The sequence below is a fragment of the Weizmannia sp. FSL W8-0401 genome, assembly GCF_038009125.1.
GTDB classification, from domain to species: Bacteria; Bacillota; Bacilli; order Bacillales; family Bacillaceae_C; genus Weizmannia; species Weizmannia coagulans.
Genome location: NZ_JBBPAG010000001.1, coordinates 2,230,286 through 2,243,547, shown reverse-complemented (window position 1 = coordinate 2,243,547; position 13,262 = coordinate 2,230,286). Strand labels below are relative to the sequence as shown.

The following is a 13,262-nucleotide window of genomic DNA, read 5'->3' as shown; positions in this document are numbered from 1 at the left end:
GGGTACTTGGCCTACAACTGATACACTTGCAGCAGCTAAAGGCTGTTTTGGGGATTTACTTGTGCACCCCGGGATTTGGCCGGCAAACGATTATTCCCAATGGATGCTGGCGAATTTCTGGCATTCAATCAAGAAGGCGAATGGAAAAAAGGAGCAGCGCAACAAGAACGAAAAAAGAAGTTCCGCGTCTTAATCGGGGGTTGCAAGTCTCTTTCGGAGAGGAAAGGATGGAGAATGAGCAAGAAAAACCAAATTTTTTTAGCGATCCTTTTAATTTTGAGTGCGGCAGGTTTCATTGCCAATATGATCCTTAGCCCTGTCCCCCGCTGGCTTAAGGCTTACAACTTGTTAGTGGTCCTTGCCTGGGGTATGTTGATTTTCCGCACAGGAAAAGAAAAGGGCCGTTATTGGTAAAACTAAATCGATAAAGCCGCATGGTATGTTTGTCCTGTTTTATACAGAAAGGAAATGGAGGCGCCGGGTTTAAAATTTGCCCGCGAATTTCAAAAAAACTATTGCACAAATGCTCACGGCATGATATATTAATACTCGTCCGATAGCGAGCAAACAACATAACGTTGACAAGCTGTCTGGCATTTGATATAATAGAAAAGTCGCAGTCATAAAGATGTGACACAGATTGTTCCTTGAAAACTGGACAAAACGAAACGTCAAATTCTTTTTGAGCTTTTATCAAACATTTTTACTGAGAGTTTGATCCTGGCTCAGGACGAACGCTGGCGGCGTGCCTAATACATGCAAGTCGTGCGGACCTTTTAAAAGCTTGCTTTTAAAAGGTTAGCGGCGGACGGGTGAGTAACACGTGGGCAACCTGCCTGTAAGACTGGGATAACGCCGGGAAACCGGGGCTAATACCGGATAGTTTTTTCCTCCGCATGGAGGAAAAAGGAAAGGCGGCTTCGGCTGCCACTTACAGATGGGCCCGCGGCGCATTAGCTAGTTGGCGGGGTAACGGCCCACCAAGGCAACGATGCGTAGCCGACCTGAGAGGGTGATCGGCCACATTGGGACTGAGACACGGCCCAAACTCCTACGGGAGGCAGCAGTAGGGAATCTTCCGCAATGGACGAAAGTCTGACGGAGCAACGCCGCGTGAGTGAAGAAGGCCTTCGGGTCGTAAAACTCTGTTGCCGGGGAAGAACAAGTGCCGTTCGAACAGGGCGGCGCCTTGACGGTACCCGGCCAGAAAGCCACGGCTAACTACGTGCCAGCAGCCGCGGTAATACGTAGGTGGCAAGCGTTGTCCGGAATTATTGGGCGTAAAGCGCGCGCAGGCGGCTTCTTAAGTCTGATGTGAAATCTTGCGGCTCAACCGCAAGCGGTCATTGGAAACTGGGAGGCTTGAGTGCAGAAGAGGAGAGTGGAATTCCACGTGTAGCGGTGAAATGCGTAGAGATGTGGAGGAACACCAGTGGCGAAGGCGGCTCTCTGGTCTGTAACTGACGCTGAGGCGCGAAAGCGTGGGGAGCAAACAGGATTAGATACCCTGGTAGTCCACGCCGTAAACGATGAGTGCTAAGTGTTAGAGGGTTTCCGCCCTTTAGTGCTGCAGCTAACGCATTAAGCACTCCGCCTGGGGAGTACGGCCGCAAGGCTGAAACTCAAAGGAATTGACGGGGGCCCGCACAAGCGGTGGAGCATGTGGTTTAATTCGAAGCAACGCGAAGAACCTTACCAGGTCTTGACATCCTCTGACCTCCCTGGAGACAGGGCCTTCCCCTTCGGGGGACAGAGTGACAGGTGGTGCATGGTTGTCGTCAGCTCGTGTCGTGAGATGTTGGGTTAAGTCCCGCAACGAGCGCAACCCTTGACCTTAGTTGCCAGCATTGAGTTGGGCACTCTAAGGTGACTGCCGGTGACAAACCGGAGGAAGGTGGGGATGACGTCAAATCATCATGCCCCTTATGACCTGGGCTACACACGTGCTACAATGGATGGTACAAAGGGCTGCGAGACCGCGAGGTTAAGCCAATCCCAGAAAACCATTCCCAGTTCGGATTGCAGGCTGCAACCCGCCTGCATGAAGCCGGAATCGCTAGTAATCGCGGATCAGCATGCCGCGGTGAATACGTTCCCGGGCCTTGTACACACCGCCCGTCACACCACGAGAGTTTGTAACACCCGAAGTCGGTGAGGTAACCTTTACGGAGCCAGCCGCCGAAGGTGGGACAGATGATTGGGGTGAAGTCGTAACAAGGTAGCCGTATCGGAAGGTGCGGCTGGATCACCTCCTTTCTAAGGGGAAAAGCGTAGGGCGCTCGTTCATCGGCGTACGGATTTCGAAGTCTTCGACTGAGATAAAGGAAACACGATGAGCCTTAAAGGCGAATCGATGCCCGCTTATCGTAGGGAGAAGACGTAGAAATACGCTAGCCGATAGCGCCCGGAGCTAGACATAAAAGGAAAACCTTCGGTTTTCCGAAATTAAGTTTGGCGTTTTCGTTTTGTTCAGTTTTGAAGGTCCAATCCTTCAGTATGTGTTCTTTGAAAACTGGATAGGAGAAATAAACCAAGTAAACCGAGAATCGCTTATTTTTGGATTTAAACCTTTTATGGTTAAGTTAGAAAGGGCGCACGGCGGATGCCTTGGCACTAGGAGCCGATGAAGGACGGTACAAACACCGATATGCTCCGGGGAGCTGTACGTAAGCTTTGATCCGGAGATTTCCGAATGGGGAAACCCCCTGTCTTTAATCGGACAGGATTCCTGCCTGAATCCATAGGGCAGGAAGGGCACACCCGGGGAACTGAAACATCTCAGTACCCGGAGGAAGAGAAAGCAATTGCGATTTCCCAAGTAGCGGCGAGCGAACAGGAAACAGCCCAAACCGGAAGGCTTGCCTTCCGGGGTTGTAGGACACTCATATGGGAGTTACAAAAGAACGGGGTAAGTGAAGCGGCCTGGAAAGGCCTGCCGGAGAAGGTAAAAGCCCTGTAACTGAAACTTCGTTCTCTCCCGAGTGGATCCTGAGTACGGCGGGACACGAGGAATCCCGCCGGAATCCGGGAGGACCATCTCCCAAGGCTAAATACTCCCTAGTGACCGATAGTGAACCAGTACCGTGAGGGAAAGGTGAAAAGCACCCCGGGAGGGGAGTGAAAGAGATCCTGAAACCGTGTGCCTACAAGTAGTCAGAGCCCGTTAACGGGTGATGGCGTGCCTTTTGTAGAATGAACCGGCGAGTTACGGTCTCATGCAAGGTTAAGCTGAAGAAGCGGAGCCGCAGCGAAAGCGAGTCTGAACAGGGCGAAAGAGTATGAGGCCGCAGACCCGAAACCAGGTGATCTACCCATGTCCAGGGTGAAGGCAAGGTAACACTTGCTGGAGGCCCGAACCCACGCACGTTGAAAAGTGCGGGGATGAGGTGTGGGTAGCGGAGAAATTCCAATCGAACTTGGAGATAGCTGGTTCTCTCCGAAATAGCTTTAGGGCTAGCCTCAAGCGGAGAGTTTTGGAGGTAGAGCACTGTTTGGACGAGGGGCCCTCATCGGGTTACCGAATTCAGACAAACTCCGAATGCCAAAAACTTATGCTTGGGAGTCAGACTGTGAGTGATAAGATCCATGGTCGAAAGGGAAACAGCCCAGACCGCCAGCTAAGGTCCCAAAGTATACGTTAAGTGGAAAAGGATGTGGCGTTGCTTAGACAACCAGGATGTTGGCTTAGAAGCAGCCATCATTCAAAGAGTGCGTAATAGCTCACTGGTCGAGTGACGCTGCGCCGAAAATGTACCGGGGCTAAACGTATCACCGAAGCTGCGGATGGACACCGTTTGGTGTCCGTGGTAGGAGAGCGTTCTAAGGGCGTTGAAGCCGGACCGGAAGGACCGGTGGAGCGCTTAGAAGTGAGAATGCCGGTATGAGTAGCGAAAGAAGGGTGAGAATCCCTTCCACCGAATGCCTAAGGTTTCCTGAGGAAGGCTCGTCCGCTCAGGGTTAGTCGGGGCCTAAGCCGAGGCCGAAAGGCGTAGGCGATGGACAACAGGTTGATATTCCTGTACCGCCTCTTCACCGTTTGAACGATGGGGGGACGCAGGAGGATAGGGCAAGCGCGACACTGGTTGATCGCGTCCAAGCAGTTAGGCCGGTGCGGAGGCAAATCCTTCGCGCCAAGGCGGAGCTGTGATGGCGAGGGAAATTAAAGTACCGAAGTTCCTGATTCCACACTGCCAAGAAAAGCCTCTAGTGAGGTGAAAGGCGCCCGTACCGCAAACCGACACAGGTAGGCGAGGAGAGAATCCTAAGGTGAGCGAGAGAACTCTCGTTAAGGAACTCGGCAAAATGACCCCGTAACTTCGGGAGAAGGGGTGCTTTTTGGGGTGTATGCCCCGGGAAGCCGCAGTGAATAGGCCCAGGCGACTGTTTAGCAAAAACACAGGTCTCTGCGAAGCCGCAAGGCGAAGTATAGGGGCTGACACCTGCCCGGTGCTGGAAGGTTAAGGAGAGGGGTTAGCCGCAAGGCGAAGCTCTGAACTGAAGCCCCAGTAAACGGCGGCCGTAACTATAACGGTCCTAAGGTAGCGAAATTCCTTGTCAGGTAAGTTCTGACCCGCACGAAAGGTGTAACGATCTGGGCACTGTCTCAACGAGAGACTCGGTGAAATTATAGTACCTGTGAAGATGCAGGTTACCCGCGACAGGACGGAAAGACCCCATGGAGCTTTACTGCAGCCTGATATTGAATTTTGGTACAGCTTGTACAGGATAGGTAGGAGCCTTGGAAACCGGAGCGCCAGCTTCGGCGGAGGCATCGGTGGGATACTACCCTGGCTGTATTGAAATTCTAACCCGCACCCCTTACCGGGGTGGGAGACAGTGTCAGGCAGGCAGTTTGACTGGGGCGGTCGCCTCCTAAAAGGTAACGGAGGCGCCCAAAGGTTCCCTCAGAATGGTTGGAAATCATTCGCAGAGTGTAAAGGCATAAGGGAGCTTGACTGCGAGACTTACAAGTCGGGCAGGGACGAAAGTCGGGCTTAGTGATCCGGTGGTTCCGCATGGAAGGGCCATCGCTCAACGGATAAAAGCTACCCTGGGGATAACAGGCTGATCTCCCCCAAGAGTCCACATCGACGGGGAGGTTTGGCACCTCGATGTCGGCTCATCGCATCCTGGGGCTGTAGTCGGTCCCAAGGGTTGGGCTGTTCGCCCATTAAAGCGGTACGCGAGCTGGGTTCAGAACGTCGTGAGACAGTTCGGTCCCTATCCGTCGCGGGCGCAGGAAATTTGAGAGGAGCTGTCCTTAGTACGAGAGGACCGGGATGGACGCACCGCTGGTGTACCAGTTGTCTTGCCAAAGGCATCGCTGGGTAGCTATGTGCGGAAGGGATAAGTGCTGAAAGCATCTAAGCATGAAGCCCCCCTCAAGATGAGATTTCCCACAGTTTAACTGGTAAGATCCCTGAAAGATGATCAGGTTGATAGGTCCGGGGTGGAAGCGCGGCGACGCGTGCAGCTGACGGATACTAATCGATCGAGGACTTAACCACGAAAAGCGAAGGTGCCTTGTTTAGCCCCGACAAGCGAATGTTCTGACCGGCATGAAGCCGTCTTTTGGCTCCGTGGCGGGCAGGTGATTCGACCTCGAGGGGCTAGGCACCGAAGCTGGACAATTCTCAAAGTTAGAAGCAGAAACGCATTCTCCGTTTACAGTTTTTTTCTCCCATCCAGTTTTCAGGGAACATATCCCAAAATTATACTGGTCCGGTGATGATGGCGGAAAGGTCACACCCGAATACATCCCGAACTCGGAAGTTAAGCTTTCCAGCGCCGATGGTAGTTGGGGGTTTCCCCCTGCGAGAGTAGGACGTTGCCGGGCCATAATACGGAGGATTAGCTCAGCTGGGAGAGCGTCTGCCTTACAAGCAGAGGGTCGGCGGTTCGATCCCGTCATCCTCCATTTTTATGCCATCCCGGTTCAGGGGCAACCGGCTTTCTATCGGAAGTTCGGGGATACTGCCTTGTGACCGGCACATACTCGCGGGAATCCTGAAAGAAAATAGATATGTACATATTTAACCCAATATAGTATAATTTTCTTTGTGACAAGTAATGTCGTTATCGGAATATGAGCCATTAGCTCAGTTGGTAGAGCATCTGACTTTTAATCAGAGGGTCGCAGGTTCGAATCCTGCATGGCTCACCATTTATCTTATCTGCGGGTGTGGCGGAATTGGCAGACGCACCAGACTTAGGATCTGGCGCCGCAAGGCGTGGGGGTTCGACTCCCTTCACCCGCACTGTTTAGCACGATATGCGGAAGTAGTTCAGTGGTAGAACATCACCTTGCCAAGGTGGGGGTCGCGGGTTCGAATCCCGTCTTCCGCTCCATTTTATCCCGCCGGGGTGGCGGAATTGGCAGACGCACAGGACTTAAAATCCTGCGGTAGGTGACTACCGTACCGGTTCGACTCCGGTCCTCGGCATCAGTACCATGACAAATGCGCCCATAGCTCAATTGGATAGAGCGTTTGACTACGGATCAAAAGGTTAGGGGTTCGACTCCTCTTGGGCGCGCTTATTCCTCTTTCGGGAAGTAGCTCAGCTTGGCAGAGCACATGGTTAGGGACCATGGGGTCGCAGGTTCAAATCCTGTCTTCCCGACCATGAAGATGATCATAGTGGGGCCTTAGCTCAGCTGGGAGAGCGCCTGCTTTGCACGCAGGAGGTCAGCGGTTCGATCCCGCTAGGCTCCACCAAACAGGTCAAATAACGGCGGCGTAGCTCAGCTGGCTAGAGCGTACGGTTCATACCCGTGAGGTCGGGGGTTCGATCCCCTCCGCCGCTATATTTCGTATATCGGACCTTTAGCTCAGCTGGTTAGAGCAGACGGCTCATAACCGTCCGGTCGTAGGTTCGAGTCCTACAAGGTCCACCATTTTTTATTTTTCGCTTATCATACGGAGGAATACCCAAGTCTGGCTGAAGGGATCGGTCTTGAAAACCGACAGGCGGGTTACACCGCGCGGGGGTTCGAATCCCTCTTCCTCCGCCATTTCATTATTTATCATCGCGGGGTGGAGCAGTCTGGTAGCTCGTCGGGCTCATAACCCGAAGGTCGCAGGTTCAAATCCTGCCCCCGCAATTGGTCCCGTGGTGTAGCGGTTATCACGCCTGCCTGTCACGCAGGAGATCGCGGGTTCGATTCCCGTCGGGACCGCTTGTTTTGGCTCGGTAGCTCAGTCGGTAGAGCAAAGGACTGAAAATCCTTGTGTCGGCGGTTCGATTCCGTCCCGAGCCACCATTGGTTTTCAATGAAAAATATATGGCGGTTGTGGCGAAGTGGTTAACGCACCGGATTGTGGCTCCGGCATTCATGGGTTCGATTCCCATCATCCGCCCTTTGATGCGGGTGTAGTTTAGTGGTAAAACCACAGCCTTCCAAGCTGTTGTCGTGGGTTCGATTCCCATCACCCGCTCCACTTTGGGCCTATAGCTCAGCTGGTTAGAGCGCACGCCTGATAAGCGTGAGGTCGATGGTTCAAGTCCATTTAGGCCCATCTATTCCGCAGTAGCTCAGTGGTAGAGCAATCGGCTGTTAACCGATCGGTCGTAGGTTCGAATCCTACCTGCGGAGCCATATGGAGAAGTACTCAAGTGGCTGAAGAGGCGCCCCTGCTAAGGGTGTAGGTCGCGATTAGCGGCGCGAGGGTTCAAATCCCTCCTTCTCCGCCATTTCTGGCCCGTTGGTCAAGCGGTTAAGACACCGCCCTTTCACGGCGGTAACACGGGTTCGAATCCCGTACGGGTCATACTGGTCACGAAGCTGTTCCGAAAACTGCCGGAGCAGCTTTTTTTTTGCGTGTTTTTTCACTTCTGCAAACCTCTTTGCATCCCGCCAGAGGCTCCGGGCCCCGGTGGGGAAAAGCGCAAAAAAACGGCGGAGTGCAACACTCCGCCGTTTTTTCAAATAAAATGATCAATTAAAAAACTGATGGATAATAGCAAACCAAAAATCGTGTTTGTCTGTGCGGTTGCTTTCATGGCAGGCAGCATTTGCAACGGTTCACTTTTTCCAATAAAGCCTTTAATGGCCCGGACCGGCTTCGGTGTGCTGACAAAAACGAGCAGTACCCACGGGGTTACAACACCGAACAAAACGAGGCCAGCCATCCAGAGGTAGGAAAGGGCAAACATCACGGCCAGAAGCAGGATGGCCCCTTTCCGGCCGAGCAGAATGGCAATCGTTTTTCTGCCATTTGCTTTATCGCCGTCCAGATCGCGGATATTGTTCGACAGCATAATAGCGCCGATTAAAATCATAATCGGAATCGAAACAAATACAATCGGCCATGTGATCGTTTTTGTTTGGATAAAAAACGATATTAATATAATGATTACACCCATAAAAAAGCCGGAAATCAGTTCGCCGAGCGGCGTCGATGAAATTGGAAAAGGCCCTGCAGTATAAAGATACGCAACAAGCATGCAGACAGAGCCGATTACAGCAATCCACCAGGAACTTTGCGAGCAAATATAAACGCCGATCAGCATGGCTGCGCCGAAAAAAGCAAAGGCGAGGTGGAGCACCGTTTTCGGTTTGATGCCGTTTCTGACGATTGCCCCGCCGATCCCGACGGAGTGCTCGGTATCAAGGCCGCGTTTGTAATCGTAATATTCATTAAACATATTGGTTGCTGCCTGAATCAACAGGGTTGCAACCAGCATTGCAGCAAACAGCAGCAGATTGATGCGGGCAATGCCTAAAGCCAGTACTGTCCCGAGGATGACAGGAACAAAACCGGCCGTTAAGGTATGGGGCCGTGTCAATTGCCACCAGATCCGCCAGCCTTTGTCAGGGCCGATTGCTGGAGAAGATTGCGCATTCATCTTCTTACTCTCCTTTTATGCTATTCTTATAGAAATATGGCGAAATTAGTACATTTAAAGTTTAGGGAAATCAGGCCTATGTGTCAATGTATTTGGTTGACAATCTCCTGAATCCGTGACGAAATTTCCGCTTAAAGGCAAACAAATCGCATAAAATTTAGTATAATTGGTATATCAGACAAATTAAATTCATTCCACATTCAGGTGATCTAGGGAAATTTTTACATACTGAATCACTAAAAGTGCATTTATCGAATAGTCGGACACCACTATATCCTTACTCTTGGGAAATCTACCTATTAACGGCGTTTGTTATATTTTCGTCACGGATTCAGGAATCTTATTTTAAGCCGTTTTGCTGAATTTAACCGGCAAATTTTATATAATAGATGAGGTATGTTCATAAAAATGTTAAGTTTTCATACGAAAACTGTGATAGATGGCTCGGCAAAAAGCAAGAGAGGTTTGGAGGAGATCTTTTGGCTAATGAGGATATATTAATGAAAGAAAAAACGGCGCCGGCATTAAAACTGGCAAGCAGGATTATAAAATGCCGCACTGCACCGGATCCGCTCCGCCTTTTTACAGCGGGTGCCGCACGTTTTTACGGCAGCCGGTTTTTTTGGCAGGATAAGAATCGCGAAACTGTATTTGTCGGTTTTGGCCGCGTCTGGTCCTGTACGGTCACAGCCTCTGACGGTTTTGCCCAAATGGAAGACGAATGGCGAAATTTGAAGGGGGCGGGCGAAGTTTATCCGGAAACCGCGGAAACCGGAACAGGGCCTGTGCTTTTCGGCGGTTTTGCGTTTGACGGGACGGTTGCCAAGCAGGAGTGGAAAACATTTGGCCAAGGCATTTTCCGCGTGCCGCAGATTCTTTTCACGTTTAAAAAAGATGCCGTCTTTCTTACGGTAAACGGATGCGGCGGAACAGAGAGCGTGCAGGAAGCGGAGAAAACTGCACGAAGCCTTTTAAACGGCAGTACAGCTTTCCCTGCACTTCCGCCTTTAAAAGCTGTACAGGAAATGGGTGCGGACGAATGGAAAAAAAGTGTCGCAACAGCCGTGCAGTTCATCCGGGAAGGGAGAATGGACAAAGTTGTCCTGGCAAGAAAACTGGAGCTTGCTTTTGACGGCGTGACAAGCCCGGATGCGGTGCTTGCGGCGCTTTCCGCCCAGCAAAATGACAGCTACTTATTTGTACTGGAAGAAGGCAGTGAAAGTTTTATCGGGGCTTCGCCGGAAAGGCTGGTAAAAAAAACGGGCCGGCATATTTTATCGACGTGCCTTGCCGGTTCGATCAAACGCGGCCGCAATGAGGCGGAGGATTTGGAACTTGGAAAAGCGCTGCTTTCGGATCAGAAAAATTTAAGCGAGCATGGTTTTGTCGTATCCATGATTCGGCAGGTGCTTGAACCTTTTTGCAACGGGCTGAATGTGCCGGGTGCGCCTGTTTTAATGCGGATGCGCGATATCCAGCATCTGTACACCCCGGTTACCGGGACAGTGAAAGACAAGAACACCACCCTTTTTCAGTTGGTCAAGGCGCTCCATCCGACGCCGGCACTTGGCGGTATTCCGCGGCAGCCGGCCATGGAAGCGATCCGGCTTCTTGAAAAAATGGACCGCGGTTTATACGGCGCGCCGATCGGCTGGGTGGATTACAGGGGAAGCGGCGAATTTTGCGTCGGCATCCGCTCCGGGCTGTTAAAGGGGGACCATGCATCCCTTTATGCCGGATGCGGTGTCGTTAAGGAATCGGAACCTGAAGAAGAATATAAAGAAACAAGCGTCAAATTTACCCCGATGCTGCGCGCTTTAGGAGGCAAATAGAGTGGGACACCAGGAGATCATGACAACTTATTTGGCAGCTTTTATCCGGCAATTGTCCGCAATGGGGATCCGCTATGCGGTGGTAAGCCCCGGGTCAAGGTCGACGCCGATTGCGATGTTGTTAGCAGAACACCCGGATTTTCAAATTTACATGGATATTGATGAACGGTCAGCCGCTTTTTTTGCGCTCGGGCTTGCAAAAGAAAAACGCAAACCGGTTGTGCTTTTGTGCACGTCTGGCACGGCTGCCGCCAACTATTATCCGGCGGTTGCGGAAGCCAATATTTCACGCGTGCCGCTCATTGTGCTGACGGCAGACCGGCCGCATGAACTACGCAATGTCGGTGCCCCGCAGGCCATTGACCAGATCCGTCTGTACGGCACCCATGTCAAGTGGTTTGAGGAAATGCCGCTTCCGGAAGCAGGGGAAGAAATGCTTCAATTTGTCCGGCAGACAGCGGCCAGGGCAGTAGTAACGTCTCTTCAGCAGCCGGCGGGCCCCGTGCATCTTAATTTTCCGTTGCGCGAGCCGCTTGTTCCGGTTCTTAAGCCGTCTCCTTTTGCCGGCGAAGTACCGGTAGCGGCAATTGAAAATTTTTCCGGCACCCTGCAGCTTTCAGAAGAAACGGTTGAAATCGCGGCAAAAGAGATCCGGGAAAAGGACCGGGGCCTGATCATTTGTGGGCCGATGGATATTCCTGGCTTTGCGGAGGCGGTTGTGGCGCTCAGCGAAAAAACGGGTTACCCGGTGCTGGCAGATCCGTTGTCACAACTGCGGAGCGGCCGGCACGGGAAAGAAAGGATCATTGAAAATTATGATTCCTTGCTGAAAGATCCGAAATGGTCCGGCCGCCTTGCACCGGATGTTGTGATTCGTTTCGGCGCCATGCCGGTTTCCAAACCGCTGACCCTTCTGCTGAAAAAAGTGAAAACAGCCGCCCATTATATTGTTGATGGCGGAAACGGCTGGAGAGATCCCGTGAAGCGGGGAACAACGGTTGTTTATTCGGATGAAATTGAGTTTTGTAAAAAATTATCAAATGCAATTGTGATGAACCCGTTTTCGGAATGGTTTGCCATGTGGCGAAAATTGAATCAGCAAGCGCGGCAGATTGTTACAGCTTCGCTGGAGGCGGAAGAAACCTTTGATGAAGGAAAAACGGTAACCGAACTTGCTGCTGCTTTGCCGGATGGCAGCACGCTTTTTGTCGGCAACAGCATGCCAATCCGGGATGTCGACACATTTTTCCAGGCAACAGATAAAAAGATCCGGATTCTGGCAAACCGTGGCGCGAACGGCATTGACGGCGTTGTGTCTAGTGCGGCCGGCGTGAGCGCGGGATGCGGCAAAGCCTTTTTGCTGATCGGCGACTTGTCCTTTTTCCATGATTTAAACGGCCTGTTGATGACGAAGATGCACAAGCTCAATCTTTGTGTGATTTTGATCAACAATAACGGCGGGGGCATTTTTTCTTTCCTGCCCCAGGCGGATGAGCCGGAAAAATTTGAGCAGCTGTTCGGCACGCCGACGGACCTCGCATTTGAATATGCGGTTAAAATGTATGGCGGGAGCTACGTCCAGCCGCAAAACTGGGATCAATTCCGGGCGGCGCTTTCTGCTTATAAAGGCGGGCTGCAGGTGATTGAAGTCCGGACAAACCGGGCGAAAAATGTCGAAAGCCACCGGAAAATCTGGTTACAGGTTTCCCGGGAAATGGAACGGTATTTTCAAGGTGAGCAACAATGAGAATTAACGGATTGGAATACCATGTAGAAACGGCTGGTGACGAGGAACCGTTGCTGCTGCTTCATGGTTTTACAGGAAATGGGAATACCTGGAATGATACGGTTGCGATGCTGCGGGACGAATTCCGCTGCATTGTGGTGGATATCATCGGCCACGGCAAAACCGAAAAACCGGATGATCCCGGCCGCTATGACATTACAAAAGCTGCCGCTGATTTGCGTGCGGTGCTTCAGGCGCTTGGCATCCGCCGGGCGTCTGTCCTCGGCTATTCGATGGGCGGGCGGCTGGCGCTTACGTTTGCCGTCCGGTATCCGCAAATGGTAGATAAACTTGTACTGGAAAGCGCGTCTCCCGGCTTGAAAACGGAAGCGGAACGGCTGGCGCGGCGAGAGCGGGATGAACAGCTGGCGGAACGGATTTTGGCCGGGGGCATTGAAGCATTTGTCAGCCATTGGGAAAATCTCCCGCTGTTTGCATCACAGAAACAGCTGCCGGCTGGGGTGCGGGGGAAAATCCGCAAACAGCGCCTTGAAAATGACCCGGCTGGTTTGGCGAACAGCCTGCGCGGCATGGGGACAGGCGCGCAGCCATCATGGTGGGGAAGACTCTCTGAACTTCATTTCCCCGTCTTGCTTGCAACTGGCGAATGGGATGCCAAGTTTTGCCGGATTGCCGGAGAGATGGAAGAGCGGCTCCCGAATGCCAAAAAAATTATTTTTCCGCATGCCGGCCATGCAATTCATGTGGAAGATCCGAAAAAGTTTGGTACAATGGTAAAGGGATTTTTAAAAAATTGTTGATAAATTGTCGTAAAATGTACATAAAAAAGGAGGAAT

The 13,262-nt window shown here is 51.9% G+C and carries 5 protein-coding genes, 20 tRNA genes and 3 rRNA genes; 27 read left to right on the top strand and 1 reads right to left on the bottom strand.

The features are described from left to right. The first annotated feature begins 99 nt into the window (after positions 1 to 99). The 24 genes from NSU00_RS11020 (at position 100) to NSU00_RS10905 (ending at position 7,769) form a co-directional block, all read left to right on the top strand. Positions 100 to 414 (top strand): hypothetical protein, encoded by a 315-nt coding sequence (locus NSU00_RS11020; protein ID WP_237342451.1) that lies wholly within the window; start codon positions 100 to 102, stop codon positions 412 to 414. A 288-nt stretch (positions 415 to 702) separates the two neighbouring features. Further along, positions 703 to 2,256 (top strand): 16S ribosomal RNA (locus tag NSU00_RS11015). Between the two features lie 319 nt (positions 2,257 to 2,575). Then, positions 2,576 to 5,507 (top strand): 23S ribosomal RNA (locus NSU00_RS11010). Between the two features lie 213 nt (positions 5,508 to 5,720). Next, a 5S ribosomal RNA gene (gene rrf, locus NSU00_RS11005) occupies positions 5,721 to 5,836 on the top strand. Together the 16S, 23S and 5S rRNA genes with 20 tRNA genes alongside form the textbook arrangement of a ribosomal RNA operon. An 8-nt stretch (positions 5,837 to 5,844) precedes the next feature. Then, positions 5,845 to 5,917 (top strand) — tRNA-Val (locus NSU00_RS11000). Positions 5,918 to 6,087: 170 nt separating this feature from the next. After that, positions 6,088 to 6,163: transfer RNA gene (locus NSU00_RS10995), tRNA-Lys, on the top strand. Positions 6,164 to 6,175: 12 nt separating this feature from the next. Next, positions 6,176 to 6,257: transfer RNA gene (locus tag NSU00_RS10990), tRNA-Leu, on the top strand. Between the two features lie 16 nt (positions 6,258 to 6,273). Continuing rightward, a tRNA-Gly gene (locus NSU00_RS10985) sits at positions 6,274 to 6,348 on the top strand. Positions 6,349 to 6,357: 9 nt separating this feature from the next. Continuing rightward, positions 6,358 to 6,443 (top strand) — tRNA-Leu (locus tag NSU00_RS10980). A 17-nt stretch (positions 6,444 to 6,460) separates the two neighbouring features. Beyond that, positions 6,461 to 6,534: transfer RNA gene (locus tag NSU00_RS10975), tRNA-Arg, on the top strand. A 13-nt stretch (positions 6,535 to 6,547) separates the two neighbouring features. Next, a tRNA-Pro gene (locus tag NSU00_RS10970) sits at positions 6,548 to 6,624 on the top strand. A gap of 16 nt (positions 6,625 to 6,640) precedes the next feature. Next, a tRNA-Ala gene (locus NSU00_RS10965) sits at positions 6,641 to 6,716 on the top strand. A gap of 15 nt (positions 6,717 to 6,731) precedes the next feature. After that, a tRNA-Met gene (locus NSU00_RS10960) sits at positions 6,732 to 6,805 on the top strand. Between the two features lie 13 nt (positions 6,806 to 6,818). Continuing rightward, positions 6,819 to 6,895, top strand: a tRNA-Ile gene (locus NSU00_RS10955). Positions 6,896 to 6,919: 24 nt separating this feature from the next. Further along, a tRNA-Ser gene (locus tag NSU00_RS10950) sits at positions 6,920 to 7,012 on the top strand. A 16-nt stretch (positions 7,013 to 7,028) separates the two neighbouring features. Further along, a tRNA-Met gene (locus NSU00_RS10945) sits at positions 7,029 to 7,102 on the top strand. A 2-nt stretch (positions 7,103 to 7,104) separates the two neighbouring features. Further along, positions 7,105 to 7,177 (top strand) — tRNA-Asp (locus tag NSU00_RS10940). 8 nt (positions 7,178 to 7,185) lie between these two features. Next, positions 7,186 to 7,261, top strand: a tRNA-Phe gene (locus NSU00_RS10935). 24 nt (positions 7,262 to 7,285) lie between these two features. Continuing rightward, positions 7,286 to 7,358, top strand: a tRNA-His gene (locus NSU00_RS10930). A 7-nt stretch (positions 7,359 to 7,365) separates the two neighbouring features. Continuing rightward, positions 7,366 to 7,439 (top strand) — tRNA-Gly (locus tag NSU00_RS10925). 4 nt (positions 7,440 to 7,443) lie between these two features. Continuing rightward, positions 7,444 to 7,517 (top strand) — tRNA-Ile (locus NSU00_RS10920). Between the two features lie 5 nt (positions 7,518 to 7,522). Then, positions 7,523 to 7,597 (top strand) — tRNA-Asn (locus tag NSU00_RS10915). A 3-nt stretch (positions 7,598 to 7,600) separates the two neighbouring features. Then, positions 7,601 to 7,692, top strand: a tRNA-Ser gene (locus tag NSU00_RS10910). A gap of 5 nt (positions 7,693 to 7,697) precedes the next feature. Beyond that, a tRNA-Glu gene (locus tag NSU00_RS10905) sits at positions 7,698 to 7,769 on the top strand. A 154-nt stretch (positions 7,770 to 7,923) separates the two neighbouring features. On the opposite strand, the gene NSU00_RS10900 is transcribed toward NSU00_RS10905, so the two are convergent. After that, positions 7,924 to 8,847 (bottom strand): 1,4-dihydroxy-2-naphthoate polyprenyltransferase, encoded by a 924-nt coding sequence (locus tag NSU00_RS10900; protein WP_019720644.1) that lies wholly within the window; start codon positions 8,845 to 8,847, stop codon positions 7,924 to 7,926. Positions 8,848 to 9,347: 500 nt separating this feature from the next. On the opposite strand from NSU00_RS10900, the gene NSU00_RS10895 reads away from it, so the two are divergent. From NSU00_RS10895 to menH, 3 genes are read left to right on the top strand one after another with little or no spacing between them, the layout of a single operon-like run. Then, positions 9,348 to 10,679 (top strand): isochorismate synthase, encoded by a 1,332-nt coding sequence (locus NSU00_RS10895; RefSeq protein WP_019720645.1) that lies wholly within the window; start codon positions 9,348 to 9,350, stop codon positions 10,677 to 10,679. A gap of 1 nt (position 10,680) precedes the next feature. Then, complete coding sequence (gene menD, locus NSU00_RS10890; protein WP_340702818.1) at positions 10,681 to 12,426, top strand: 2-succinyl-5-enolpyruvyl-6-hydroxy-3-cyclohexene-1-carboxylic-acid synthase; 1,746 nt, start codon at positions 10,681 to 10,683, stop codon at positions 12,424 to 12,426. Next, positions 12,423 to 13,226 carry a 2-succinyl-6-hydroxy-2,4-cyclohexadiene-1-carboxylate synthase gene (menH, locus tag NSU00_RS10885; RefSeq protein WP_013860040.1) on the top strand — a complete coding sequence of 268 codons (804 nt, stop codon included), beginning with the start codon at positions 12,423 to 12,425 and terminating at the stop codon, positions 13,224 to 13,226. The genes menD and menH overlap by 4 nt, the downstream gene beginning before the upstream one ends. The last annotated feature ends 36 nt before the right edge of the window (positions 13,227 to 13,262 follow it).